Source organism: Pseudomonas fluorescens, assembly GCF_900636825.1.
Taxonomy (GTDB): Bacteria; Pseudomonadota; Gammaproteobacteria; order Pseudomonadales; family Pseudomonadaceae; genus Aquipseudomonas; species Aquipseudomonas fluorescens_BG.
Window position 1 is genome coordinate 2,192,484 of sequence record NZ_LR134318.1, and the last position, 23,159, is coordinate 2,215,642.

24 protein-coding genes are annotated in these 23,159 nt (G+C 60.3%); 15 read left to right on the plus strand and 9 right to left on the minus strand.

Features of this window, described 5'->3' with window-relative positions:
- The 12 genes from EL257_RS09920 (at position 1) to EL257_RS09975 (ending at position 8,952) form a co-directional block, all read left to right on the plus strand.
- On the plus strand, positions 1-546 hold the full coding sequence (locus EL257_RS09920) for a PilN domain-containing protein (protein ID WP_126362074.1): 546 nt from the start codon (positions 1-3) through the stop codon (positions 544-546).
- On the plus strand, positions 533-1,081 hold the full coding sequence (locus tag EL257_RS09925) for a GspMb/PilO family protein (RefSeq protein ID WP_126362076.1): 549 nt from the start codon (positions 533-535) through the stop codon (positions 1,079-1,081). The genes EL257_RS09920 and EL257_RS09925 overlap by 14 nt, the downstream gene beginning before the upstream one ends.
- A complete protein-coding gene (locus EL257_RS09930; protein ID WP_126362078.1) occupies positions 1,081-1,599 on the plus strand; it encodes a hypothetical protein in 519 nt (172 codons plus the stop codon). The genes EL257_RS09925 and EL257_RS09930 overlap by 1 nt, the downstream gene beginning before the upstream one ends.
- Positions 1,596-3,446, plus strand: coding sequence for a secretin N-terminal domain-containing protein (locus tag EL257_RS09935; RefSeq protein WP_126362080.1), 1,851 nt, complete (start codon positions 1,596-1,598; stop codon positions 3,444-3,446). The genes EL257_RS09930 and EL257_RS09935 overlap by 4 nt, the downstream gene beginning before the upstream one ends.
- Before the next feature lie 2 nt (positions 3,447-3,448).
- Positions 3,449-3,922 carry a type II secretion system protein gene (locus tag EL257_RS09940; RefSeq protein ID WP_126362081.1) on the plus strand — a complete coding sequence of 158 codons (474 nt, stop codon included), beginning with the start codon at positions 3,449-3,451 and terminating at the stop codon, positions 3,920-3,922.
- Positions 3,923-3,927: 5 nt separating this feature from the next.
- Complete coding sequence (locus EL257_RS09945) at positions 3,928-4,302, plus strand: type II secretion system protein (RefSeq protein WP_007919395.1); 375 nt, start codon at positions 3,928-3,930, stop codon at positions 4,300-4,302.
- Positions 4,277-4,816 carry a type II secretion system protein gene (locus tag EL257_RS09950; protein WP_126362083.1) on the plus strand — a complete coding sequence of 180 codons (540 nt, stop codon included), beginning with the start codon at positions 4,277-4,279 and terminating at the stop codon, positions 4,814-4,816. The genes EL257_RS09945 and EL257_RS09950 overlap by 26 nt, the downstream gene beginning before the upstream one ends.
- Entirely contained in the window at positions 4,813-5,205 is a 393-nt protein-coding gene (gene csgE, locus EL257_RS09955) for a curli production assembly/transport protein CsgE (protein WP_126362085.1), read from the plus strand. The genes EL257_RS09950 and csgE overlap by 4 nt, the downstream gene beginning before the upstream one ends.
- On the plus strand, positions 5,202-5,633 hold the full coding sequence (locus EL257_RS09960) for a curli assembly protein CsgF (protein WP_126362087.1): 432 nt from the start codon (positions 5,202-5,204) through the stop codon (positions 5,631-5,633). Before csgE ends, EL257_RS09960 begins: the two co-directional genes overlap by 4 nt.
- 29 nt (positions 5,634-5,662) lie before the next feature.
- On the plus strand, positions 5,663-6,529 hold the full coding sequence (locus EL257_RS09965) for a CsgG/HfaB family protein (RefSeq protein ID WP_126362090.1): 867 nt from the start codon (positions 5,663-5,665) through the stop codon (positions 6,527-6,529).
- Positions 6,530-8,305: 1,776 nt separating this feature from the next.
- Positions 8,306-8,674 (plus strand): DUF6124 family protein, encoded by a 369-nt coding sequence (locus EL257_RS09970; RefSeq protein ID WP_126362092.1) that lies wholly within the window; start codon positions 8,306-8,308, stop codon positions 8,672-8,674.
- A gap of 74 nt (positions 8,675-8,748) precedes the next feature.
- The gene (locus EL257_RS09975; protein ID WP_126368041.1) at positions 8,749-8,952 is read left to right on the plus strand and encodes an antitoxin; all 204 of its coding nucleotides are present in this window, start codon (positions 8,749-8,751) and stop codon (positions 8,950-8,952) included.
- 83 nt (positions 8,953-9,035) lie between these two features.
- Here EL257_RS09975 and EL257_RS09980 read toward each other — a convergent pair whose 3' ends face one another.
- The 6 genes from EL257_RS09980 to EL257_RS10005 all read right to left on the minus strand — a co-directional run bounded on the left by EL257_RS09980 (position 9,036) and on the right by EL257_RS10005 (position 15,455).
- Complete coding sequence (locus EL257_RS09980) at positions 9,036-9,329, minus strand: type II toxin-antitoxin system RelE/ParE family toxin (RefSeq protein ID WP_081265248.1); 294 nt, start codon at positions 9,327-9,329, stop codon at positions 9,036-9,038.
- Positions 9,310-9,516, minus strand: coding sequence for a hypothetical protein (locus EL257_RS09985; RefSeq protein ID WP_008077335.1), 207 nt, complete (start codon positions 9,514-9,516; stop codon positions 9,310-9,312). The genes EL257_RS09980 and EL257_RS09985 overlap by 20 nt, the downstream gene beginning before the upstream one ends.
- Positions 9,517-9,828: 312 nt before the next feature.
- The gene (locus EL257_RS09990; RefSeq protein WP_126362094.1) at positions 9,829-11,280 is read right to left on the minus strand and encodes a curlin; all 1,452 of its coding nucleotides are present in this window, start codon (positions 11,278-11,280) and stop codon (positions 9,829-9,831) included.
- 26 nt (positions 11,281-11,306) lie between these two features.
- On the minus strand, positions 11,307-11,771 hold the full coding sequence (locus EL257_RS09995; protein ID WP_126362096.1) for a curlin: 465 nt from the start codon (positions 11,769-11,771) through the stop codon (positions 11,307-11,309).
- 73 nt (positions 11,772-11,844) lie between these two features.
- The gene (locus EL257_RS10000) at positions 11,845-14,073 is read right to left on the minus strand and encodes an Ig-like domain-containing protein (RefSeq protein ID WP_126362098.1); all 2,229 of its coding nucleotides are present in this window, start codon (positions 14,071-14,073) and stop codon (positions 11,845-11,847) included.
- A gap of 35 nt (positions 14,074-14,108) precedes the next feature.
- Entirely contained in the window at positions 14,109-15,455 is a 1,347-nt protein-coding gene (locus tag EL257_RS10005; RefSeq protein ID WP_126362100.1) for a hypothetical protein, read from the minus strand.
- A 420-nt stretch (positions 15,456-15,875) separates the two neighbouring features.
- On the opposite strand from EL257_RS10005, the gene EL257_RS10010 reads away from it, so the two are divergent.
- The 3 genes from EL257_RS10010 to EL257_RS10020 all read left to right on the plus strand — a co-directional run bounded on the left by EL257_RS10010 (position 15,876) and on the right by EL257_RS10020 (position 20,644).
- Positions 15,876-17,324 (plus strand): ATP-binding protein, encoded by a 1,449-nt coding sequence (locus tag EL257_RS10010; protein WP_126362102.1) that lies wholly within the window; start codon positions 15,876-15,878, stop codon positions 17,322-17,324.
- Positions 17,325-17,736: 412 nt separating this feature from the next.
- The gene (locus EL257_RS10015) at positions 17,737-19,221 is read left to right on the plus strand and encodes a sensor histidine kinase (RefSeq protein WP_126362104.1); all 1,485 of its coding nucleotides are present in this window, start codon (positions 17,737-17,739) and stop codon (positions 19,219-19,221) included.
- A complete protein-coding gene (locus EL257_RS10020) occupies positions 19,196-20,644 on the plus strand; it encodes a sigma-54-dependent transcriptional regulator (protein WP_126362106.1) in 1,449 nt (482 codons plus the stop codon). Before EL257_RS10015 ends, EL257_RS10020 begins: the two co-directional genes overlap by 26 nt.
- A gap of 115 nt (positions 20,645-20,759) precedes the next feature.
- Here EL257_RS10020 and EL257_RS10025 read toward each other — a convergent pair whose 3' ends face one another.
- The 3 genes from EL257_RS10025 to EL257_RS10035 all read right to left on the minus strand — a co-directional run bounded on the left by EL257_RS10025 (position 20,760) and on the right by EL257_RS10035 (position 23,155).
- The gene (locus tag EL257_RS10025) at positions 20,760-21,107 is read right to left on the minus strand and encodes a hypothetical protein (RefSeq protein ID WP_126362108.1); all 348 of its coding nucleotides are present in this window, start codon (positions 21,105-21,107) and stop codon (positions 20,760-20,762) included.
- 168 nt (positions 21,108-21,275) lie between these two features.
- Complete coding sequence (locus EL257_RS10030) at positions 21,276-21,968, minus strand: N-acetyltransferase (RefSeq protein WP_126362110.1); 693 nt, start codon at positions 21,966-21,968, stop codon at positions 21,276-21,278.
- On the minus strand, positions 21,965-23,155 hold the full coding sequence (locus tag EL257_RS10035; protein ID WP_126362112.1) for a GNAT family N-acetyltransferase: 1,191 nt from the start codon (positions 23,153-23,155) through the stop codon (positions 21,965-21,967). Before EL257_RS10035 ends, EL257_RS10030 begins: the two co-directional genes overlap by 4 nt.
- Positions 23,156-23,159 lie beyond the last annotated feature (4 nt).

Consider the following 23,159-nt stretch of genomic DNA (forward strand, 5'->3'; position numbering starts at 1 on the left):
ATGCGCGCGCTCAATCTCGACTTCCAGCCACGGCCACGTTCTGGCCTGTTGGGTTGGAGCCTGCTTGGCGGCGGCGTGCTGCTGGCGCTGCTGTGCGTCGGCGCGCAACAGCACCTCGACGCGCACACCGAACGGCAACAAGGCCACCTGCAAACCACCCAGCGCCAGCTCAGCGGTGGTAGCGACGCGAAAAGTACCTTGAGCCCGGCGCAAACCCGCGAGCAAGCACAAAACCTCGCCGAGATGCGCAAGGTCTCGCAGCAACTGCGCCGGCCATGGGAACGCCTGTTCGCCATGCTCGAAGCGATGCCGCGTGAAGACGTTGCGCTGCTGACTCTGACCCCGGATGCGCGCAAAGGTCAGTTGCGCATCAGCGCCGAAGCGCGGGATCTGCAAGCGATGCTCGACTTCCACAAACGTCTGGAAGCCAGCGAAGAACTGTCCGACGTGTCGTTGCTCAGCCACGAAATCGTCGTCAAATCGCCGGAGCAACCGGTGCAATTCAACCTGTCGGCGACTTGGGAGATTGGCGATGCGAATCCCTAGACTGATCGTCCACGAATACCTGCAAGGCCTCGGCATTCCGGGCCTCGCCGGGCTCGCGCTGTTGCTGGCCGCATTGGCCTGGGCGCTCGGCGGCTTGCTGCCGGGCTTGCAATCGTTGCAGCAGCTGAGCCAGCAAACCGAAGACGCCGGCGATTACCTGGCCAGGGTTGAGGATGGCAGCATTGCGCCGCCAGTAGTGCCGCAGCGTCAGCTCGACGACTTCCGCAACAAACTGCCGGCGCAGCCGCAAGCCACCGTGGCGATCGATCGCATCTACGCCCTTGCAGCCCAGGAACACATCACTCTGGCGCGCGGCGAATACGCCCTCGGCGTCGACCCGAAAACCCATCTGGCGCGCTATCAGATCCTCTTGCCGGTGCGCGGCAGCTACCCGCAATTACGCCGTTTTCTGCATGCCTTGCTCGGTCAGTTACCGGCGGTGGTGGTGGAAGACGTCGAATTTCAGCGCAAAAAGATTGGTGACACCGACCTCAACGGCCGGATCCGTATGACCCTCTACCTGTCGAGGTCGTGATGAATACCAAGCGCGTGACAGGTTGGCTGGCGTTCTTCGGTGTGGCCGCGGCAGTGGCGTGGTTGCCGGAATATCTGGCGCCGGGCGAAGACGCCGATTCCAGCGAAATCGTCGTAGCGACTCCGGCAAAAAACGCCAGCCGTGGCGCGTTGCCGGCCAGCAATGCCAAGACCAAAACAGCGCCGATCAAGGATCTGAGCCCGGCCGGTGATCTGTTCGCCGCCAAGAGCTGGAAGGCCGCGCCGACGATGGCGACGGTCACCGAAATTGCCGTTAACCCCGCAACAGTGGTGCAAGCCCCGAGCCTGCCACCGGTGCCGTTTCAGTTCGTCGGCAGGCTGCATGACCGCAGCGACCTGCAAGTGTTTTTGCAGAACGGCGAAAAAATCTACGTCGTGCGCAACGGGGATGTGATCGACGACACCTGGAAGATCACTGGCATCTCGGATGTGGAATTGAGTCTGGTCTACCTGCCTTTGCATTTGTCGCAGACCCTGTCTGTGGGGAGTACGCAATGAACCGTTCCCGTTTGCTGATGAGCCTGGGTCTGTGTGCCGGGCTGGCCGCGTGCAGCTCTGCACAAGTGGCCAACAAGGAAGCGTCTGACCTGATTGAACAGGGTCAGTACGAGGCGGGACTGGCGCGCATCGAAGAAGGCCTGCGCGAGGATCCCCGCGACACCGAGCTGCACCTGCTGCTCAACAGCGGCCGGGCGAAAGCGATCACTGCGCTGCTCACCGCTGGCGATACCGACCGTTCGCGCCGCGATTTCGCTTCGGCGCGGGTGGCCTACAACCGCGCGTTGACCATCGAACCGAACAACCGTCGCGCCCAGGACGCGCTGCGCCAGCTCGATTACCTGCGCAGCATGGACGAAAAACTCGAACTGGCCCGTGGCGACCTGCGTCGGGGCGACATCTACGGTGCTGATCGGCAGGTCAGACAGATCCTCGAACTCGACCCGAACAACCAGGGCGCGCTGGAGCTGCAAGGCAATATTCGGCTGGTGCAGAGCCGCAACGTGATTGCCTACCCGCAACTGCGCACCAAGCTTGATCGTCCGGTGACCCTGGAATTTCGCGACGCGAACCTCAAGACCATTTTCGAAGTGCTGTCGCAAGTCGCGGGACTGAATTTCATCTTCGACAAAGACCTGCGCCCGGACATGAAAGCGACGATCTTCGTGCGTGACGTGCGCATCGAAGACGCCGTGACCCTGCTGCTGCAACAGAACCAGTTGCACCAGAAAGTGGTGAACGAAAACACCCTGCTGATCTACCCGGACTCCCCGCAGAAAGTGAAGGATTACCAGGAGCTGGTGATGCGCACCTTCTACCTGACCAGCATTGACGCGAACACGGCGCTGAACATGGTGAAAACCATGCTCAAGACCCGCGACGTGTTCGTCGATGAACGCCTGAACACCCTGACCATGCGCGACACCGAAGACGCCGTGCGCATGGCTGAGAAACTTCTGCAGTCGCAAGACCAGTCAAACCCGGAAGTGGTGCTTGAAGTGGAAGTGATGGAGGTCGCCACCCAGCGCATTCTTGACCTGGGCCTGCAATGGCCGAACACCTTCGGCGTGGTCAACAGCGACGGTTCGGCGGTGACCCTGCTTGATCAACTGAAAGGCATCAACTCCAGCCGGATTTCAATTTCGCCGTCGCCGCAAGCCAAGATCAACGCGCAGGACAACGACATCAACACCCTTGCCAGCCCGGTGATTCGCGTCAGCAACCGCGAGCAGGCGCGCATCCATATCGGTCAGCGCGTGCCGATCATCAGCGCCACGTCCGTGCCGTCGACGCAAGGCCCGGTGATCACTGAAAGCGTCACCTACCTGGACGTCGGTCTGAAGCTCGAAGTGCAACCGACCGTACACCTGAACAACGAAGTGGCGATCAAGATTGCCCTGGAAGTGAGTAACGCCACGCCGCTGGAACCGACCCGTCAGGGCACGATTCCGGTGCAGGTCGACACCCGCAACGCACAAACCTCGCTGCGTCTGCACGACGGCGAAACGCAGATCCTCGCCGGCCTGATGCGCAACGATCACGGCGCCACCGGCAACAAGATTCCCGGCCTTGGCGACATTCCGGGGATCGGCCGGCTGTTCGGCAGCAACAAGGACACTGTCGGCAAATCCGAACTGGTGCTGTCGATCACCCCACGGATCGTGCGCAACCTGCCGTATCAGAGCCCGTCGGACATGGAGTTCTCCACCGGCACCGAAACCAGCATGCACATTCAGGCACCGGATCGCTCGATGCAGACTTACACCACACCGGCGCCTGTCGTGCAGCCGCGCGGCGTCGGTGAATCGGCCGTGGCCAGCACCCGTGTCAGCGTCGAAAAGGACTGATCATGAACGCCTCTCAGCGCGGTTTTACCTTGATCGAAGTCGTGGTGACGCTCGCCCTGATCGGCCTGTTGGCGAGCATGGCCGCGCCGCTGACCGAGACTTTGGTGCGGCGCGGCAAGGAGCAGGAATTGCGCAACGCGCTGTACCAGATTCGCGATGGCATCGACGCTTACAAACGCGCCTTTGATGCCGGTTACATCGAGAAGTCGCTGAACAGCAGCGGCTACCCGCCGAACCTCAACGTGCTGGTCGAAGGCGTGCGCGATGTGCGCAGCGCCAAGGGTGCCAAGTTCTACTTTTTACGCCGCATCCCGCGCGATCCGCTGGTGCCGGCCAAACGAGATGACGAAGGGGGTTGGGGCGTGCGCGCCTACAACAGTTCGGCTCAGAACCCGCGCGATGGCGAAGACGTCTTCGACGTCTATTCGGTAGCGCGCGGCAAGGGCCTCAACGGCATCGCCTACCGCGAGTGGTGAACCTCATGCGCCGCGAGAAAGGTTTTACCTTGCTGGAGTTGATGGTGGTGATGGCGATCATCGCCACGCTGATGACCATCGCGCTGCCGCGCTACTTCAACAGCCTCGAAGCGTCGAAGGAAACCACCCTGCGCCAGAGCCTGTCGGCGATGCGTGAGGCGCTGGATCATTTCTATGGCGACACCGGCCGCTACCCGGATTCCATCGAGCAACTGATCGAGCAACGTTACCTGCGCAACGCGCCACTCGATCCGATCACCGAACGCAAAGACCAGTGGGTGCTGATCGCGCCACCGGACGGCGTCGCCGGTGGTGTGGCCGATATCAAAAGCGGTGCTACCGGGAGGGCGCGTGATGGCAGCCAGTATTCCGAGTGGTAACCGCGCGCAGCAGGGTGGCTTTACTTACCTGGGCGTGTTGTTCCTGATTGTGGTGATGGGCATGGGCCTGGCCAGCGCCGGCGAGTTGTGGTCGACGGCCTCACGTCGCGACCGTGAACGCCAATTGCTCTGGGTTGGCACTCAGTACGCACAAGCGCTGCGCAGCTACTACCGCAGTTCGCCGGGGCTGGCGCAGTACCCGAAAGAGCTGGCCGACCTGCTTGATGACCAGCGTTTTCCCGAGGCGAAGCATCACTTGCGTCAGCTCTATCCGGATCCGATCGGTCAGGGTGAATGGGCGCTGCAACGCGGTTTCGACGGACGCATCACCGGTCTCAACAGCCCCTCCACGGAGCTGCCGTTGAAGCAGGCGAATTTCCCGACGCAGTGGTCGGACTTCGACGGCATGCAACGTTATTCAGACTGGCAGTTTGTTGCCGAAAAAGCCTTTCTCGATGGCACCAATGGCCCGGCCAAAGGCCAGTCGAATCTGCCACAGGCGTTGCAGCCATGACTCGTCAATGGTGGTGCGCGCTGATCTTCACCGTCGCGGCGTGCTGCGCCCATGCCGGTGAAGAAGACGAAATGATGGGCTTCATCGTCGACGACACGATCTCGCACATCGGCCACGACTTTTACTACTCGTTCAGTGAGCGCCTGCGCGACACCAGCCCGATGGATTTCAACCTGGTGGTGCGCGAGCGGCCCGACGCGCGGTGGGGCAGCCTGGTGACAGTGGAATATCAGCAACGCCTGGTTTATCGGCGCTTCCTGCCGCCGAATACCGTGGAACTGAAAGACGAGGCCTACGCGGCCGCCGATTGGGTTCGACGCCAGGTTGTCCAGCGCAAGCTGGAGGCACTGTTGCAGGACACCACCGACCTTGAGAAGGACGAACTATGAACAGCAAAACGTTCTCACGGCGCAGCGGATTGTGGGTCTCGGGGTTGTTGATCGGGCTCGCCAGCGCTGCCGCCGTCCACGCCACCGAACTGGTCTACTCGCCGGTCAACCCGTCATTCGGCGGCAACCCGCTCAACGGCACCTGGCTGCTCAACAACGCTCAGGCGCAAAACGATCACGACGATCCGGACATCAAGAGCCGCTCGACGGTGGCCGGGACGTCGGCGCTGGAGCGCTTCACCAGTCAATTGCAATCGCGGCTGCTAGGGCAGTTGCTGGACAACATCTCCACCGGCAACACGGGGAGCCTGTCCACCGACACTTTTATCGTCAACGTCATCGACGACTCCGGGGCACTGAGCATTGAAGTGACCGACCGAGCGACCGGTGAGATTTCGGAAATTCAGGTGAACGGCCTCAACCCATGATGGGCTGACGGTTCCGGGGAGAGACGAACATGAAAAAGATCATCGCGTTAGGGCTGCTGTTGGCGACATTACAAGGGTGCAGTCTGCGTGAGCCGATGTCGGCCGAGCAGGACACCGAAACTCCGACCCTGACGCCAAGGGCCTCGACTTATTACGACTTGTTGAAGATGCCACGACCCAAGGGTCGGCTGATGGCGGTGGTATACGGTTTTCGTGACCAGACCGGGCAGTACAAGCCGACGCCAGCGAGTTCGTTTTCCACCAGTGTGACCCAAGGCGCGGCGTCAATGTTGATGGACGCGATGCAGGCCAGTGGCTGGTTCGTGGTGCTGGAACGGGAAGGGCTGCAGAACCTCTTGACCGAGCGCAAGATCATTCGCGCGTCGCAGAAGAAGCCGAATACGCCGGTGAACATTCAGGGTGAGCTGCCACCGTTGCAGGCGGCGAACATGATGCTTGAGGGCGGGATCATCGCTTATGACACTAACGTGCGTAGCGGTGGGGAAGGGGCGCGGTATTTGGGGATTGATTTGCAGCGCGAATATCGGGTGGATCAGGTGACCGTCAACTTGCGTGCGGTGGATGTGCGCAGTGGGCAGGTGTTGTCGAATGTGATGACCAGCAAGACGATTTATTCGGTGGCGCGCAGTGCGGGGATTTTCAAGTTTATCGAGTTCAAGAAGTTGCTTGAGGCGGAGGTTGGCTACACCACGAATGAGCCGGCGCAGCTTTGTGTGTTGTCGGCGATTGAGGCGGCGGTGGGGCATATGGTGGCGCAGGGGATTGAGCGGCGGTTGTGGCAGGTGGCGGGGGACGCTTCTACGCCTGGGCAGGATGATGTTTTGAATCGGTATTTGACGCAGAACAAGATTGATCCTGATGCCGAGGTCGAGTGAACGTGGCGGCCTTCGGGCCGACCAGGTTCTTGCCGATGTACTCAGTTCCACGGTGGGAGCTAGCCCTGCTGGCGATGGCGGCCTTATAGCCGACCAATCTCCGGCAGATGTACCGGGTTTCAACTGTGGGAGCGAGCCTGCTCGCGAAGGCTTTTTGTGAGGCGGCGGGGTTCTTTCTGGCCGTGTACATATCCAGTCCTGCGGTAACGGCTACTTAGGGTTTCGCCCTTACGGCGACTCACTTTTTTTCAAACGCCAAAAAAAGTAAGCAAAAAACGCTTGCTCCTACGTGCGGCCCGCTCGCTGGGGCTCGGGGTTCCTTCGCTCCGGGACCGATCCGGGCGCAGCGCCTACGGTTTGCTTCGCTGCACCTCCTCTCGCTGTGTTTGGCTGCGCCAAACGGTCGCTACGCTCCCACGCCCGGATCAATCCCTCCACTCAGCCTTCCGACGTCGCCCGTGGATCAAGATCAAAAGCAGGCGAGCTGACACTCGGCCTATTGAGTGGTGAAGAGCACGGCGTGCTTGGCTTGCTCGCGAAGGCGGCCTGACAGCCGACCAATCTCTTGCTGACAGCACGCGATTCAATTGTAGGAGTGAGCCTGCTCGCGATAGCTATCTCTCAGACTCAGTTGCCATTGCGGATGTACCAAATCCTTGTGGGAGCTGGCTTGCCAGCGATGGCGGCCTTATAGCCGACCAATCTCCGGCAGATGTACCGGGCTTCAACTGTGGGAGCGAGCCTGCTCGCGAAGGCTTTTTGTCAGGCGGCGGGGTTCTTTCTGACCGGGTACATATCCATCCCTGCGGTAACGGCTACTTAGGGTTTCGCCCTTACGGCGACTCACTTTTTTTCAAACGCCAAAAAAAGTAAGCAAAAAACGCTTGCTCCTACGTGCGGCCCGCTCGCTAAAGCTCGGGGTTCCTTCGCTCCGGGATCGATCCGGGCGCAGCGCCTACGGTTTGCTCCGCTGCACCTCCTCTCGCTGTGTTTGGCTGCGCCAAACGGTCGCTACGCTCCCACGCCCGGATCAATCCCTCCACTCAGCCTTCCGACGTCGCCCGTGGATCAAGATCAAGAGCAGGCGAGCTGACACTCGGCCTATTGAGTGGTGAAGAGCACGGGGTGCTGGCTTGCTCGCGAAGGCGGCCTGACAGCCGACCAATTTCTGGCAGATGTACTCAGCTCAAACTGTGGGAGCTAGCCCTGCTGGCGATAGCTATCTATTGGGCACTGAAGATATTGCGAATGTACCCAGGCCCTGTGGGAGCTGCGGTGCGAGGATTCGACTTGCCAGCGATGGCGGCCTGATAGACGACCAATCCCTGCCGGTTGCACACGCTCACTATAGGAGCTGCCGAAGGCTGCGATCTTTTGACTTTGATTTTTCAAGATCAAGATCAAAAGATCGCAGCCTTCGGCAGCTCCTACAGATGCGTATTTCAATTCGGAATGTTTAAAGGTTGTTTCGATTTTGCAGAACCTTCCCACAAGGTTTTCAGGTTGTCCGTCGGACGTCCGGTCTCTAGCCTGTGTTTGTCGCTGCCAATTCAGCGAACGGGATTGGAAACCCCGACGTGAACCGAGCGCATTTGCGCTTTTCATGACGTATGCTTGCGCACCTTTATTGTGTGCACTCCGTTATGGCGGCTGTGCGCGGGAGACCTTCGGGTCAACCGGGTTCTCCGTTCCCCGGGTTTCCAGCCTGCGTACAGCTGCCACCTATTCGTTCGGAAACCGAATGGGCCAGCTTCACTTCAGGATCGGAGAATCACCATGAAAAAACCAACCCCCAACCCACCAAAACCAGACACCAACACCACATCCCCCTACGCCTCAGTCGACAGCAAAAAACTCCACGAAGCCGCCGACCGCGCCCTCGATTTCTACCTCAATCCCACCGCCCACATCATGTCCAGCGCCAACGAGCCGGAACCCATGTACCTCGCCAATCCCAGGTACAACACCGAATCCCTGCTGGCCAACGCTAGCGAAACCCTCGGCTCAGCCAGCGAAATGCTGATCAACTTCGCCGCCTCGCTGGAAACCTCACAGCGCAAGACAGCATTGGGCATCGCACAAGTCGTCATGCTGGGCGAACTGGCCGTAAACCAGGCCTTGGATCACGTCGAACTCAAGAACTGATTGCTCTCGATTGATCGTTCCCACGCGTGGGAACGATCAAACCCAAGGCGTTTTCAATTCATTCCGAAGGCACCATGGATCCCCTGTTTTCCACAACCGTTCCCGATTTCGAAAGCGAAGAACAGGCCGCCAGCTACGACCGTTGGTTACGTGCCAAAGTCCATAAGTCGATCAATGACCCGCGCCCCAGCATTCCGAATGAGCAGGTAATGGCAGAGATGAAGGCATTGATGGCGGAACGGCGAATTAAGCATGAGGCTCGTGAGGCGTTGCGCTAGGAAGATCCGGTTTCTAAAGATTGATCGTTCCCAATAAAAAACCGCGCTCCTGAAGGCAGCGCGGTTTTTTGTTGATGAATGGCTTAGAAAGAATCGCGTCTCGGATACTCCTGACGCGCATGCAGAACGTTCACGATTTCGATCCGATCTGTCACTCGATAAATGATCAGATAGCTGGAATTTACGACGATCTCCCGAGTGCCGGTGATCCGGCCTGATCGATAGAGATAGGGATGATCAGGAAGATAAGCTATGGCCTTTCCAACTGCCTTCAAGATCTCTTTGGCTGCTCCAACATTCCTTTCGACTATGTATTCGAGCACTGTTACCAGCTTCGCCCGTGCTTCGGGCCTCCACTCAATCGGCCTCGAAACCATTGTCTTTTGCCTTGATCAAGGCATGTATCTCGGCCATTACTTGTTCATGCGAAAGATTCGGACGCGGATCATCGAGAGACGCTTGTACTTCCGCCCTGAACCAGCGGTCATAGCTCGCAGCCTGTTCTTCAGGATCAAGGTTCGAGACGACTGGGCACAGTGGGTCAATCATCTTTGGGTCGATCATGGCACCTCCTGGATCAATGTCTGGAAGTCTATTCGGTAAGGGGAATGTTGTCGTGGTTGTCTGGATGAATTGCACGTTGGTCGAGCTCCTTTGGGTTCAGGTTGTCCCGAAAAATCCTAGTCCTTGCGCTTCCGACGGCCAACCGCCAGAGGTAGTAGGAAAACGTGCAGCTTTTCCAGAAACCATTCCTTTTTCTGTAGGACGTGGCTGATCTGACGCTTTAAAGAACGCGTGTCGTTGATCGGTCCTACGGACACAAAAAAACCGCGACCCCCCTTCACCAGAGAATCGCGGCCCATCAACACCCAACCCCTACTGCTGCAAAACCGTCGCCTGGTTAGCCGACCCAAACTGCTGAATATTTGCCGTCTGCGTGACCCCACTCTGATCAACATTGGCAATGTTCCCCGTGCCGCCCTGAGTCACATACGCCACGTTCATCGTGTCCGCCTGTTTCACGGTGATCATGTTGTCACTGCCATACAACTGCGCGGTATACGCCTGGTTGCCAGTCCCGGATTGATCGAACTCAGCACTGTTGCCGGTGCCATTCGAAGAACCCTGCACCAGGTTGCCGGTGCCGCGCTGATCGGAAATCAAAATGTTGTCGCTACCATTCTGATCAAAATACAGCTCGTTGTAGGAATCAGCCTGACTGACCGTGGTCTTGTTGCCAGTCCCGGTCTGGCTGGTGGTCATGACATGTCCGACACCATCCTGAGTGAAACTGGCGATATTGGCATTGCCCGCCTGAGTAATGGTTGCACGTTGGTTGCTGCCGAACTGGCCGCCGGCTTGCGGGCCTTTCCAGTTGCTGGCGTAGACCTTGTTGTCGGTGCCCACGGAGGTGGCGCTGAGTACGTGACCGTCGCCGTTCTGGTAGGTGAAATGCATGTTGCCGTTGCCGACCTGATACAGCGCCAGTGTTGAGTTGACCGACTCGAACTGGTCGGCGTAGATCGCGTTGGTGTTGCCGACCTGGGTGACGACGGCGCTGTTGTTTTCGCCGAAGCTCTGGTCGACCACGGTTTCGTTGCTGTCGCCGTATTGGTTGACGGTGGCTTGGCTTGCGAGTTGCGAGTCCTGCCAGATTTCGCTGCCGTTCATGTTGCCGAATTGGTTGAGGGAGATGTTGCCGCCGGTGCCGTTGCGCTGATCCGCGTAGGCGTAGTTGCTTTCGCCGGCTTGGTTGATGCCGATCTGGCCGCCGTTGTGCAGCACTTGTTCGGCGGTGCCGTAGTTGGCGGTGCCGTATTGGGTGATTACCGCGCTGTTGCCGCTGCCTTCATAGAGTTGTTCGATGTTGGCTTCGTTGCTGTCGCCGAACTGTAAAGTTCTGGCTTCGCTGCCGTTCTGCGAGTCCTGATAGACGAACGAAAAGTTGCCGGTGCCTTGCTGCTGTTGCAGCGCGTTGTTCGGTGAGCCGAAGCCCAGTGACTGGCTGGCGTGGGCGGTGTTGAAGGCGCCGGCCTGTTGCTGGGTGATGGTGGCGTTGTTTTCGTAAAGCTGTTCGGCGTAAGCGGCGTTGTAGTCGCCGACCGCGTCTTGGGTGATCACGCTGGTGGCGTGGTCCTGCACCGCTGCAGCGTCGTTGCCCTGGCCCAGTTGGGTCTGGGTGGCGGAACTGAACGAGGCTTGGGTCTGTTTCACATCCGCGATGTTGGCGGTACCGGCCTGGCTCTGGGTGGACAGGCTGTCGTCGGCCATGGCCTGGGCACTGATCATGACCAGGATGGCGGCGGTGAGGGGCGTCAGTTTGAACATGATGAACTCTCCGATGAGTGCAGTGCTTAGCGATATTGCTTGACCGAAACGCTCATGCCGTTGCCCGACTGGGTCACGGCGCTTTGCAGCCCCGCGCCGGTCTGCTCGATGCTGGCGTCGTTGTTGTTGCCGTTTTGCGAAATCTGCGCCCGGTTATGGCTGCCGTTCTGCGTGATGTAGGCGGCGTTGCCGGAACCGTTCTGGTTGATCAGCGCCATCAGGTCGCTGCCCTGTTGCAGGATGTACGCCTCCTGATTGCTGCCCGACTGCACGATCTGACCGAGCAGCGACTGACCGTTCTGTTGCAGCAGGGCGACGTTGGCCTGGCCGAGTTGCTCGATCAGGGCTTGCTGACCCACGGGTGGGGGCAGTTCGCCGAGGTCGCTGCTGGTCGCAACCAGGTCGTCGTTGTCCATCAGGTCGTCGGCGCGCACGCCCGCACTGCTGCACAACAGGAGCAGGCAAAGCAGGGCGGCGGTCGGCGTGTTCATGGTGAAAATCCTGTGTGGCATCAACCGGTTTCGAACCGTGCCCCAGCCACCCGCAAGTGGCTGGGGCGCAGGCCTACAGCGTGGTCACCGAGACCGTGCGCACGGTGCCCTGGGACGAGCGGATCGTCGCGGTCGGGTTGGCCGATGGCACCACCAGCGTGTTGTTCAGCGTCAGCCGCCAGCGTCCGGTCAACGGCACGGTGGTGGTGCCGAGGGTCACCACTCCGGTCGGGGTGGTGACCTGCACGGTGATGGTGTTGCCGGTTGTCACCGACGAGGTGCCGGTGAAGTCCCAGTTGAAGCGACCGCCGGAGCGTGCCTGCACGGTGGAAGCGGTGACGGCGAACGTTTCCGCCGCTGGCCGTGGCGACACTTGCACCGTGACCGTGGCCGGCGTCGACAGCGCACCGAAGTTGTCCCGGGCGATGTAGGTGAAGGTCGTGGTGAATGCCGTGGTCACGGTGGCCGGTGGGGTGTAGGTGATCACCGTGCCGTTGCTGCTGACCGTGCCGCGTCCGGCGGCGGGTTGGGTCAGACTGGCGACGGCCAGCGGCACGTTGCCTTCCGGATCGGTGTCGTTGGCCAGCACATTGATCGGGATCGCCACACCGAGCGTGGCGACGGCGTCGGCGACGGCGGTCGGTGCCTGGTTCGGCGCAACGGTGATCGTTACGGTGGCCGGGTTGGCCGAGGCGAGGCCTTTGGCATCCTGCGCTTTGTAGGTGAAGGTTGTGGTCAGTGGCGCGTTGACCACCGCCGGCGGGGTGTAGACGACAGAGGTGGTGCCGTTGAGGGCGACGGTGCCTTGGCCGGCGGCCGGTTGGGTCAGCGCGGTAATGCCCAGCGGATTGTCCTCATCAGGATCGCTGTCGTTGGTCAGCAAACTGAGGGTGATCGGCACACCAAAACTGGTGCTGCCAACGTCGGCGTTGGTGATCGGCGCCTGGTTCTCACCGGTGTCCGGCGCGCTGCCGACCACGACGACAGCCTCGGTGTCACCGCCGCCAGCGGCAGATTTCACCGTCACGGTCGCCGGTGGCTGAGTCAGATCGGCAACGGTGATGCGCTGCAGGGTGCCGGTTTTCGACAGGCGTCCGTAGCCTTGGGCAACCATGTCCGGGATCGCCACTTCATCGCTCGATGTCGCTTCGATCAGCAGGCTGTGGTTGGCCCAGTTGTAGCGCGCGGTCTGCACTTTCACCACGTCGGTGAGCTTGGCCGACACGGCGGTCGGCCGCGTGGTGCCGGCGGGGTTGGTGGCCGTCACGACAACGACCGGAGGCACTGCGCCAGTGCCCAATCGGTGGCCGAAGAACAGACCGTTGTTGTCACCCAACAGATTGGTCTGGCACGGCGTCTGCGGAGGGCCGGGGAGCAGCGCAACGCTTTCGCGGAAGCACAGGGTCGAGCTGTTACTCGCCTTGGCAAACACTTCGGCACGCACGCCAGCGGCGGTGCGCCGGTAGGTGGCGCGGTCAATTTCGACCTGGGTTTGCTGACGATTGTCGAGCACTTTGCCGGACAGGCTGAACACGTTGGACTGGATGGTGCCGGCAGGCCCGGTGATTCGCAGGAAGTTGGTATTGAACGGACTGCCCGTCACCGCTTCGTTGAGATTCGGGTCGCCAACAAACGTTTCCGTGGCACCGGTGTCCGGGTTCACTTCGGTGTAGGGGCCGTTGACGCTGCGCAGGAACGGGCCGATTGCACCGCCGACAGCGCCGGAGAAATTACCCGGCGCGCCGATGCCGATGTCGCGAGTGATGTTGATCGCGCGCCGACCGGGCGCGGTGACGTTGACCGTTTCCACGCCATACGGGTGAGTGATGGTGTACGTGCCCGCAACGGGCACGTTTACCCGCAGGCGAATCCGCGCGAAGCTTTGCTGATCGCCATCGGCCGGGTTTTCCGAGGCGAACGCTGCTTCAATCCCGGCGACATAAGCATCCACGCCATAACCGGCAGCGTTGTCGGGGATCACAGTTTCGGCGAGGAACCAGAAGGCTTCCGGTGGCCAGTTATCGGGGAAGATCATCGGCTGAGCATCATCGTAGATACCCGGCTCGGCGAGCAAGATGCACATGTACGCCGGCGGCGTGGTAGCCGCCACGCGCGAGCTCGCGGCGCGCGACTGGCAGAGTTCCATCGATAGCTGGTTTTCGTCCTGATACCACATCGGGAATTTCCCGGTGGCGAAGGTGTAGGGGCCGGGGTCGACGGCGGCGAGTTGCGCATAGGCACTGCCGGTCAGCGAGAGAGCGAGCCCGAGCGCGTTGAGCGCAAAGCGTGGCCACTTGTTCATGATGCCTCCTGATGCGGATCTGGGCATGTGAGCGTTCATTGCACGATGACCACTTCTTCGGTATCGCTGCCGCCGTTGGACGACGTCACGCGAACCCGCGACGGAGGGATCGGCGAGATCCCTGTGGCCAGGGTTTTCACCGCGCCGTCGCCACCGAGCGCACCGATGGCAGCGCCGCTGCCGGAGGTCGCGATGAGGAGTGGTGGCGAGGTTTCGTCGCTGGTCGAGGCCACCACGGTCAGTTGCCCGGAGCTCAGGCTGTACTGAGCGCTCTGGATCACCACCAGGTCGGTCAGGGCCATCGGCAAGGTGGTTGGCGTGCTGCTGGCGATGGCCAGGTGGTTGTCGGCGGTCACCTGCAGAGTGGTCGGCAAGGTCGGATTGGCCGACGATTGCGCGTACCAACTGCCGGTGCTGTTGGCTTCGGTCATGTTCAGGACTGGCGTGCTGCTGGTAACGGCTGCCGTGCCGGGGGCTGGCGGTGCAAGGACGAACACGTCTTGCTGCGCCACCGGTGCGCTGTCACCGGCCTTGCGCGAATAGGTGCTGCGCTGCGGGATCATCGGCGTTGGCCGCACCACGGTCGACAACTTGCCGGAGACCGCGAACGTCGTGCTGCGCAGATCCAGTCCGTTCGGGCCTTCGATACGCACGAAGTTGGTATTGAACGGACTGCCGGTGACGGCCTCGTTGAGGTTCGGGTCGCCGACAAATTGTTCGGCGGCGCCGGTCAACGGGTTGGTCTCGGTGTACGGGCCGTTGACGCTGCGCAGGAACGGGCCGATGTCACCCTTGAGCGCGCCGTCGTAGGTTTGCGGCGAGCCGATACCGATGTCGCGGGTCATATTGATCGCGCGGCGACCGGGGGTGTCGATGTTGAACACGTCGACGCCATACGGGTGAGTGATCACGTAGGTGCCGGCGGTGGGCACATCGACGCGAATGCGGATGCGCGCAAAGCTGACTTGATCGCCCTCGACCGGTTCTTCGGCAGCGAACGCGGCTTCGATGGCGCTGACGTAACCCAGATCGATCCCGCGGGCAGCATCGACAATTGCCGTTTCGCCGGTGAACCAGAACGCTTCGTCGGGAAAGTTGCTCGGAAAGACGATCGGTTGTGCGTCATCGAACACGCCGGGGGTCGGCAACAGCGAACACATGTACGAAGGCGCGCCCGGTGCACTTGGCACTCGCGAGCTAAGCGCTTTCGACAGGCACAGATCGAGCGTGCGCCCGTGAGTGTCTTGATACCAACTGGCGAAACCGCCATTGGCCGGCATGTACGGACCCGGATCCACAGCAAACAATGCGGCCTGAGCGATGCCCTGGGCCAAGGCGCTCACGACCAGGACGGTCGCGGTTTTGGTCAGTAAAGGGTGCATGAGTTAATCCCTCTATCAAAGTACCTGCCCCTTGGGGTTGGGTCAGTTGCACAGGGCCTGTACACCTTCCATGCCAAGGTGCGGTTGTGAGCGTAAGAGGGCCGGGGTAGAGCGCTTTGCAGCCATGAGGCTGAGGTTTTCGGTCAGCGTGGAAAGGGCCTCATTCCCCAGGATTGGGGACGGTGGGGATACCCTCGATGGCCCGCTGTACACAGAACCCCTGTAGGAGCTGCCGCAGGCTCGGGCCGCGATCGGACGATCTTTTGATCTTGATTCAAAAACAGGATCAAGAGATCGCAGCCTCGTTTCACTCGACAGCTCCTACAGGGATTTGCGGTGGGTTTGGGAAATTACCCCGCAAACGGGCAAACCCCCACCCGTGGGCTATAACCTATAGGGCCGTATCGGGAAGTCGCCGCTATGAACATGCAGTCGAAATCGCTTCCGGTGGACGAGGGGAATCTGCGGTTGGGCTCGCGCAAGCTGCCGTTCAACCTGCTGCGTTGGTTTTCGCTGATCAGCATGGCGGTGATCGGCACCGTTGCTGCGGCGCTGGGGGTGGTCTCGACAAGATTCGTGATCGAAGAAAGCGTGCAGCGTGACGCCTTGCTCACTGCGCAGTTCATTCAGGCCATCGCTTCAGCCGAAGTGCGCCACGTCTCTATTGCCAATGTGCGCACCATGGGCGAGCTGCTGGATCCGCGGCAGGATCTGAATTTTCCCGACGTCAGTCCAAAGGCCCGGGCCGATGCCCGCGGTGAGTTTCTCGATCACATCGAACACTTGCCCGACGTGATCCTAGCCAATATTTATGCCCCGGATCGTCAGGTGATCTGGTCCACCAACCCGGCTCTGATCGGTAGCCACATCCACTCCGACAAAGACCTTGATCGTGCCTTCAACGACAAAATCCCCGTCTCCGCCAGTTACCACAACGTCGACAAGGCCCGTGAGGAACAGAAGTTCGTCATCCCGCCGGATTACATCTTTATTGAAAACTACATTCCGCTGTTCGACGCCGAGGGCAAGAACGTCACGGCGATGGTCGAGATCTACAAGGAACCCAAAGACCTGATCGCCCGCATGGAGCGCGGACTGGTTCTGATCTGGCTGGCCACCGCACTCGGCGGCGGGCTGATTTATCTGGGGCTGTACTGGATCGTGCGGCGTGCGGCAATTCTGCTCGCGGCCCAGCAAAAACAATTGATCGCCAACGAAACCTTTGTCGCGTTGGGCGAGATGTCTTCGGCTGTGGCGCACAGCTTGCGCAACCCGCTGGCGACTATCCGCTCCAGCGCCGAACTGGCGCTGGAATTCGACGCCGGCCCGGCCGAGAAAAACATCAATGACATCATCGGCCAGGTCGACCGGATGTCGAAGTGGGTACGCGAACTGCTGCAATCGCTGCGTCCGCTCAACGATGATCCGGAGCCGGTGAACCTGGTGGCGGCGCTGCACGAAAGCCTCGTCGCGTTCGAACAGCAGATCGCCAGGGCAGGCGTGCAAGTGGTGTTTCACCCGCAACACACGCCGATGGTGCTCAGTCAACCGGTGCAACTGACGCAGATCCTCAACAGCCTGCTGGCCAATGCACTGGAAGCGATGGACAAGCGCGGCACGCTGACCGTCAGCCTCGAACCGCGCGACAACTGCGGTGTGTGCGTGGTGCTCAGCGACACCGGCAAAGGCATGAATGAAGAGCAGCGCACCATGGCCTTCCGGCCATTTTTCACCACCAAATCCGGTGGCCTCGGCGTCGGCCTGGTGTTGGTCAAACGCATCATGGAACGCTTTGGCGGCGGCGTAACCTTTGACAGCCGCGAAGGCGAGGGCACCACCGTGCGGCTGGCATTTCGACTCGTCCAGTAACTCGCATTTTCCCTGTAGGAGCTGCCGAAGGCGGCGATCAGGTTCAAGAGCAAAGATCGCAGCCTTCGTCAGCTCCTACAGGGGTTTTGTCAACGGTGTCAGATGCGAGTGACTTTCCCCACCTATGGGTGCCAAGCCCCGGTGACTGGGGGCTGGGTATGCGCATAGCACTCCCAAGTGCCTGTAACCACTGCAAATAAATTCTTGGCGCGGTAGTTGCTAAAACACCATCACTCCTTCCGCCGAAGCTTCGGCCGACGACGCGTTGAGGCCGGTAAAACCGGGCTCTGGCGCGGCACAGATAAGTCAAATTCAGTAGCGGCAAAATAGCATCGTTGAACCGTGTGTCACGGCCAGAGCCACCTACACTGATGGCTGTAACTGGCTCGATACAAAACTCCAGGGCACTCCCATGCAGCGACTGGAAGCACGAAAAACCGCTGCACCGAACGCCTCGGTCGCAGGCAGGGGCTGGCGCGAGCAGTTCAATCTGCTGCGCTGGTTCTCGCTCGCCAGTTTTTTCATCATCGCGGCGGTGGCGCTGGGGCTCGGTTACATCTCCACACGCTTCGTGGTCACAGAAAGCGTGAAGCGCGACGCGCTATTGACCGCGCACTTTGTTCAAGCCATCGGCGAGGCCGAAATGCGCCACGCCAAAATCAATTCGAACCGCACGATGGGCGAGATGCTCGACCCGCGCCAGGACAACCACTACGCCGATGTGGATCCAGCGTTGCAGGCGTCGGCGCGCATCGAGTTTCTCGACCACGTCGAACATCTGCCGGATATTTTGCTGGCGACCGTGTACGCGTTGGATCGCACCGTCATCTGGTCAACCAACGCCGAGCTGATCGGCGTGCACATCAAGGATGACGACGAGCTCGACGAGTCGTTCGCGATGAAAGTGCCGGTGTCCTCCAGCTACCACAAAATCGACGACGAGCGCCCGGAGCAGCGGTTGCTGCGCGAGCCTAAATACCTGTTCATCGAGAACTACATTCCGATGTTCAATGCCGACAAAAGCAAAGTCGTCGCCATGGTCGAGATCTACAAGGAACCGTCGGATCTGGTCGAGCGTATCGACCGTGGTTTCGCCTCGATCTGGGCGGCGACTTTTTTTGGTGGTGCGGCGATCTTCCTCGCCTTGTTCTGGATTGTCAGGCGTGCGGCGCAACTGCTGCAGAGCCAGCAGCAACAATTGGTCTGCGACGAAACCTTTGTAGCCCTCGGCGAGATGTCTTCGGCGGTGGCGCACAGCTTGCGCAATCCGCTGGCGACCATTCGTTCCAGTGCCGAACTGGCCCAGGAAATCGCCAGCCCCGGCGCGCAGCGCAACATCGGCGACATCATCAGCCAGGTCGATCGCATGTCGCGCTGGGTGCGCGAGTTGCTGGTGTCGCTGCGGCCGATGAACGACGACGGCGAGGCCGTCGATCTGGTGTTGGCGGTTGAAGACACCTTTGGCGCATTTGATGCCTTGATCAAACGCAGCGGCGTTGAAGTGCGATTCACGCCGCAAAATTGCGCGCCGGTCGTCAGTCAGAAGGTGTTGCTCACGCAAATACTCAACAGCCTGTTTGCCAACGCCCTCGAAGCCATGCCCAAGGGCGGCGTGCTCACCATCGAATTCGAATCGCCGCAGCCGGACAGCGTGCGCATGACCCTCAGCGACACCGGCAAAGGCATGACCGCGCAGCAGCAATTGCTGGTGTTCAAACCGTTTTTCACCACCAAGCAGGGCGGCCTCGGGGTCGGCCTGGCGTTGGTCAAACGAATCATGGAGCGTTTTCAGGGTTCGGTCGTGTTGACCAGCCGCGAGCAGGAGGGAACCCGCGTCAGTCTGAACTTCAAGGTGGCATCGGGAGGGGAATATGGAACACAGCATTCTGCTGGTTGAGGATGACGAACTGCTGGCCGAAAATATTCAGACCTACCTGGAGCGCAAGGACTTCGAGGTGACTGTCTGCCATTCGGCTGAAGACGCGCTGGGGCAACTGGAAACGTTCATGCCGGACATCGTTCTGACGGATAACTCGCTGCCCGGCATGAGCGGTCACGACCTGATCCAGAAGCTGCGCATAAGCGCGCCAGATCTGAAAGTGATCATGATGACCGGATACGGCAACGTCGACGATGCGGTGGTGGCAATGAAGGAGGGCGCCTTTCATTACGTCACCAAACCGGTCGCATTGACGGAGCTGAAGCTGTTGCTCGACAAGGCCCTGGCCACCGAGCGGATGGAGCGCACGCTGTCGTTCTACCAGGAGCGCGAGGCGCAGAAATCCGGGGTGCAGGCGCTAATTGGCGACTCGGCGCCGATGCAGTATCTGAAGAACACCATCGGCCAGTTGCTCGATGCCGAACGGCGCATGGCCAACACTGATCTGCCACCGGTTTTGGTCGAAGGCGAGACCGGCACTGGCAAGGAACTGGTGGCCCGCGCCCTGCACTTCGACGGCCCGCGCAGCAAGGGCCCGTTCATTGAATTCAACTGTGCGTCGATCCCGTCGAATCTGGTGGAATCGGAGTTGTTCGGGCATGAAAAAGGCGCGTTCACTGATGCCAAGGATCGCCGCGTCGGTCTGGTGGAAGCGGCGGATGGCGGCACGCTGTTTCTCGATGAAATCGGCGAAATGGATCTGCTGTTGCAGGCGAAGATTCTGAAATTGCTGGAAGATCGCACCATTCGCCGGGTTGGCTCGGTGAAAGAGCGCAAGGTTAATCTGCGGGTGATCAGCGCGACCAACTGCAATCTTGAGCAGATGGTGCAGCAGGGTAAATTCAGGCGTGATCTGTTTTTCCGTCTGCGCATCATTTCGATCAAGGTGCCGCGTCTGTATGCGCGCGGCGAGGATATCCTGCTGCTGGCGCGGCATTTTCTCGCCAGCCATGGCAAGCGTTACGGCAAACCGAATCTGCATTTCAGCGATCAGGCCGAGGAGTTGCTGCTCAGTTACACCTGGCCGGGCAACGTGCGCGAGCTGCGCAACATGCTCGAACAAACCGTGCTGCTGGCGCCGAGCGACACGATTGCCGTGCATCAACTGAATGTGTGCATGAGTCTGTGCGACGAGTTGCCACCGCAGCATCAGCATCAACATCAGCATCATGAGCCGGCCGCGCACTATGAACCGCGTCCGGCGAGCAATATGGAATCGATGAACCTGCCGGAAGTCGAGCGCGACATGGTGCGCAAAATGCTCGACAAGACTGACTGGAACGTCACCAAATCTGCGCGCCTGCTCGGCCTGAGCCGCGACATGCTGCGCTACCGCATCGAAAAACTCGGCTTGGCCCGCCCGGATAAACGGCAGTGGTAGCGGCCGTACACAATGAATGTAGGAGCTGCCGCAGGCTGCGATCTTTTGATCTTGTTTTAAGATCAAGATCAACAGATCGCAGCCTGCGGCAGCTCCTACAGTGGGCGTTCGTTATTCAGTGTTGCTGCCGGCTCAAACACTCCAGCAGACAACTCGGATCGAGCACCTCGTCATTCACATAAATCCCGCGCTCGGCATCGTATGTACGGATAAACACCCGCACCGTCGCATCCGCCACGGTCGGCAGTTGCGAATCGTAGAACACATGGTCGTCCGCAATGACCACAAAATCCTGCGGCGCGGCGTCGTCGTAAGACTTGGGCGGCGTGGCGCGCAATGAATACGGAGCAGGATGGGCAAAGGGCTGGTTCGGCCCGTAATACGCAAAATTGCTGTCCAGCGCTTGCGCCTGTGTGGCAGCGAGCAAACAGCCCGTCAACAGCAGTCGATCGAACATTGGCATGGCGGCACCTGCGAGTGCGGTTTTCCCCAAGGCTATTAACTATAGCCTCTCGCAGGCACCACCGAATTTTTGGCGAGGAGCTCGCTCCCACACGGAAACGCATTCCATTGTGGGAGCGAGCCTGCTCGCGATGGCGGCCTCAGAACCGCCAGGAACATCCAGCCTGAATCAAGCCTGCGCCGCCGCCGTCACCGCCGGTCTTTCCGGCTTGCGCAGCGCCTCCAGCCTTGACTCGCTGTAGCGCGTTTGGCGGAAGAAGCGCCAGTGTCCGAAGAGGTCGTAAACGTGGGTGATCCGCCCTTGTTCTTTATAGCCCAGGCGCACATGCATCTTCAGGGCCTGGATATTGGCGTTGTCGCAGATATCCACGACTTTTTTGAACCCCTTGGCGTCCATGACTTGCCACAATGCGGTCTGTGCATCCACGGTCAGGCTAGTGCCGAAGTAGGGCCGGGCAATTTCGGCTCCGAACTGGAAGTATTCACCGGGCTGGACCGGGAACGTGCAGCGGTAGAAGTGGCGGTCGTAATAATCGCGGGCGCTGGCCCAGACGAACCCGACGGTGTGACCGTCCTGGTCCAGATACATGTGCCCCGTATGCCCTTCAGCGGCCAACTCGGCCATGGTCCCCACCCGGTCACCAAAGTATTTGCCGAAGGCCTTGGCGTTGTCCTCGGTGATGTCCACTCTGCGCAAACCTTCACAGGGGCGCAGTTTGTTTGGGCCGATCGGAGTGACGAGGTCGCGCTCCATCCACAACAGTTCACGGTGAGCGAACACGTAACGTTTCCCCAGCGCGCCAAGGGTGCGACTCAGGCCTTTTTGTCTAATGCGCAGAAGCAGTTTTTCGATGACGTTCATGATGCTCTCCGAGGCGCTAGCCCAGGTGGGGTGGATGATGTTGCCGGTTGAGTTTCGGATGTATTTGTTGTTGTCGGATTGGCGGCACGCTGTGCGCGTCTTTTGCGCAGAGCCGGTTTGACGTAGTACCAAAAACGTAGCCCCAGACCGAGCAGCAAGCCGCTGGGGCGCCATGAGTAGAAGCTCCAGCGCCAGTGCTCGAGTTGTCCGGTCATGCGCTCGTGCAGTTGATGGCTGGAGTTCTCCAGGCTGACCCGCGACGCATCGATCCAGCGCCATTGCTCGTCCAGGCCCCAGCGAATCCATTCGTCCAACAGCACGCGACCGCTGCCCAGGTCGGCGTGTTGCGGCAGGAAGGCGAGGTTGTAGTCGTAGAGTCGGTCCTGTTCGAGCAGGCCCAGCCGATAGCTGATGCAGCGACCGTCAAGCTCCAGCGTCACAACCCGCACCAGCCCTTGCGCTGCTAGGGCGGTGAAAGCGCTGTCCATCCACTGACGACTGCGTTCAGTGGCGAAAATCCCGACGCCTTCGTCACCTTTCCAACTGACGGATTCGACTTCGCGCAGCGCCTGCAAAAGCGTTGGCATCGACAGCGCATCGGGGGTGATTCGCCGTACCTGGGCGCCGCATGCGGCAATCCGTTTGCGCGCCCGGCGCAGTTTGTAGCGCGGGTCGCCGGAGACTTCCTGATGGTCGGCTTCGCTGATCAGATGCACCGGCACCCGACAGCTCAATCGGCGCTCGCCTGTGGAACTGCGGGCCATCCAGTCAGCGAGCACACTTTGCTCGCCCACCGGTTCGGTCAGTTCATTGAGCTGCAGCAATGCGTGGGGGATGCGCTGGCGGATCAGGCGTAACGCCTGTCCCATGGCCTCGGCATCCAGCAGCGACAACAGTGCCAAGCGATCCGCCATGGGGTAACCCAAATGACGCACGATGCGAAAGCGCAAACCGGCAAAGCGCTCTCGACCCGCCACCAATGGCAGGCACAGGCACAGTGCGTCGGCGTCCCAGCCCAGCAAGACCAACAGGCATTGATTCTGGTCGAGCGCCTGCTCTGCCGCGCACAACCAGCCGAGGTTGTTGAATGGCGTGTGGTCGGTTACGCGCAGGCGCAGTGCTTCGTAGGCATCAGCCGGGAAGTCGGCGGCGCACAGCGACGTGTGCCATTCGAATCGCATTGCCATGGGT

Bases quoted from the DNA above. Each gene is read 5' to 3' on its own strand.
- EL257_RS09985 (WP_008077335.1), bottom strand. From the start codon at position 9,516: ATGATCGACCCAAAGATGATTGACCCACTGTGCCCAGTCGTCTCGAAC.
- EL257_RS10030 (WP_126362110.1), bottom strand. From the start codon at position 21,968: ATGAACGTCATCGAAAAACTGCTTCTGCGCATTAGACAAAAAGGCCTG.
- EL257_RS09975 (WP_126368041.1), top strand. From the start codon at position 8,749: ATGGATCCCCTGTTTTCCACAACCGTTCCCGATTTCGAAAGCGAAGAA.
- EL257_RS10000 (WP_126362098.1), bottom strand. From the start codon at position 14,073: ATGAACAAGTGGCCACGCTTTGCGCTCAACGCGCTCGGGCTCGCTCTC.
- EL257_RS10015 (WP_126362104.1), top strand. From the start codon at position 17,737: ATGCAGCGACTGGAAGCACGAAAAACCGCTGCACCGAACGCCTCGGTC.
- EL257_RS10035 (WP_126362112.1), bottom strand. From the start codon at position 23,155: ATGGCAATGCGATTCGAATGGCACACGTCGCTGTGCGCCGCCGACTTC.
- EL257_RS09945 (WP_007919395.1), top strand. From the start codon at position 3,928: ATGCGCCGCGAGAAAGGTTTTACCTTGCTGGAGTTGATGGTGGTGATG.
- EL257_RS10025 (WP_126362108.1), bottom strand. From the start codon at position 21,107: ATGCCAATGTTCGATCGACTGCTGTTGACGGGCTGTTTGCTCGCTGCC.
- EL257_RS09965 (WP_126362090.1), top strand. From the start codon at position 5,663: ATGAAAAAGATCATCGCGTTAGGGCTGCTGTTGGCGACATTACAAGGG.
- EL257_RS09935 (WP_126362080.1), top strand. From the start codon at position 1,596: ATGAACCGTTCCCGTTTGCTGATGAGCCTGGGTCTGTGTGCCGGGCTG.
- EL257_RS09940 (WP_126362081.1), top strand. From the start codon at position 3,449: ATGAACGCCTCTCAGCGCGGTTTTACCTTGATCGAAGTCGTGGTGACG.
- EL257_RS10005 (WP_126362100.1), bottom strand. From the start codon at position 15,455: ATGCACCCTTTACTGACCAAAACCGCGACCGTCCTGGTCGTGAGCGCC.
- EL257_RS09930 (WP_126362078.1), top strand. From the start codon at position 1,081: ATGAATACCAAGCGCGTGACAGGTTGGCTGGCGTTCTTCGGTGTGGCC.
- EL257_RS09990 (WP_126362094.1), bottom strand. From the start codon at position 11,280: ATGTTCAAACTGACGCCCCTCACCGCCGCCATCCTGGTCATGATCAGT.
- EL257_RS09960 (WP_126362087.1), top strand. From the start codon at position 5,202: ATGAACAGCAAAACGTTCTCACGGCGCAGCGGATTGTGGGTCTCGGGG.
- EL257_RS09980 (WP_081265248.1), bottom strand. From the start codon at position 9,329: ATGGTTTCGAGGCCGATTGAGTGGAGGCCCGAAGCACGGGCGAAGCTG.
- EL257_RS10010 (WP_126362102.1), top strand. From the start codon at position 15,876: ATGAACATGCAGTCGAAATCGCTTCCGGTGGACGAGGGGAATCTGCGG.
- EL257_RS09920 (WP_126362074.1), top strand. From the start codon at position 1: ATGCGCGCGCTCAATCTCGACTTCCAGCCACGGCCACGTTCTGGCCTG.
- EL257_RS10020 (WP_126362106.1), top strand. From the start codon at position 19,196: ATGGAACACAGCATTCTGCTGGTTGAGGATGACGAACTGCTGGCCGAA.
- EL257_RS09995 (WP_126362096.1), bottom strand. From the start codon at position 11,771: ATGAACACGCCGACCGCCGCCCTGCTTTGCCTGCTCCTGTTGTGCAGC.
- csgE (WP_126362085.1), top strand. From the start codon at position 4,813: ATGACTCGTCAATGGTGGTGCGCGCTGATCTTCACCGTCGCGGCGTGC.
- EL257_RS09925 (WP_126362076.1), top strand. From the start codon at position 533: ATGCGAATCCCTAGACTGATCGTCCACGAATACCTGCAAGGCCTCGGC.
- EL257_RS09950 (WP_126362083.1), top strand. From the start codon at position 4,277: ATGGCAGCCAGTATTCCGAGTGGTAACCGCGCGCAGCAGGGTGGCTTT.
- EL257_RS09970 (WP_126362092.1), top strand. From the start codon at position 8,306: ATGAAAAAACCAACCCCCAACCCACCAAAACCAGACACCAACACCACA.